Annotated in this window: 1 protein-coding gene; it reads right to left on the minus strand. The window is 26.6% G+C overall.

The window, feature by feature from the left end:
- Positions 1 to 241: 241 nt before the first annotated feature.
- A partial coding sequence (locus QHH19_07350) for a hypothetical protein (GenBank protein ID MDH7518133.1) occupies positions 242 to 526 on the minus strand: 285 nt, incomplete at its 5' end.

Below are 526 nucleotides of genomic sequence, written 5' to 3' on the forward strand. Positions count from 1 at the left end.
AACCGCTGTTGCAAATGATATTGTTACCAGCATTAAAATGGTTAAGATACTAACTACTAATATTTTTTTATTCATTTCTTATACCTCCTTCCAAATTTTTAGTCTAAATAGTAGTATTTATATATTATGTAAGAATTAATTTAGTAGTATTTAAATATTATGTAAGAATTGATTAAAATAACGAATTTTTTATTTATAATCATTTAAAAATAAAAAAACAGAAAGGTAAATTATTTGAAAATTAATGACATTTAGGCGTCTCATAAGTGTTACATTTAGGATGGCAGACTGAAAATGGAGTACAAGTATAACAACCAACGGATTGCATTTTTTCAGTATCTAGCCGATCAGGAATAGAAGAATTTATCAGTTTTTCTTTTAGCCATTGAAACGTTAAGAAAAATATTCTTTGTCCTAGGAATCTTGTAACTAGATCTTTTATTCGTTCACCTATTGCTAGTTCGGTTCTTATTTTGAATAGTGGTGATTCTTTCTTTTTGGAATTTGTTGTGTTTGTGTTAGAGGT

The sequence above is a fragment of the Candidatus Thermoplasmatota archaeon genome, assembly GCA_029907305.1.
In the GTDB taxonomy this organism is placed as follows: Archaea; Thermoplasmatota; E2; order DHVEG-1; family DHVEG-1; genus JARYMC01.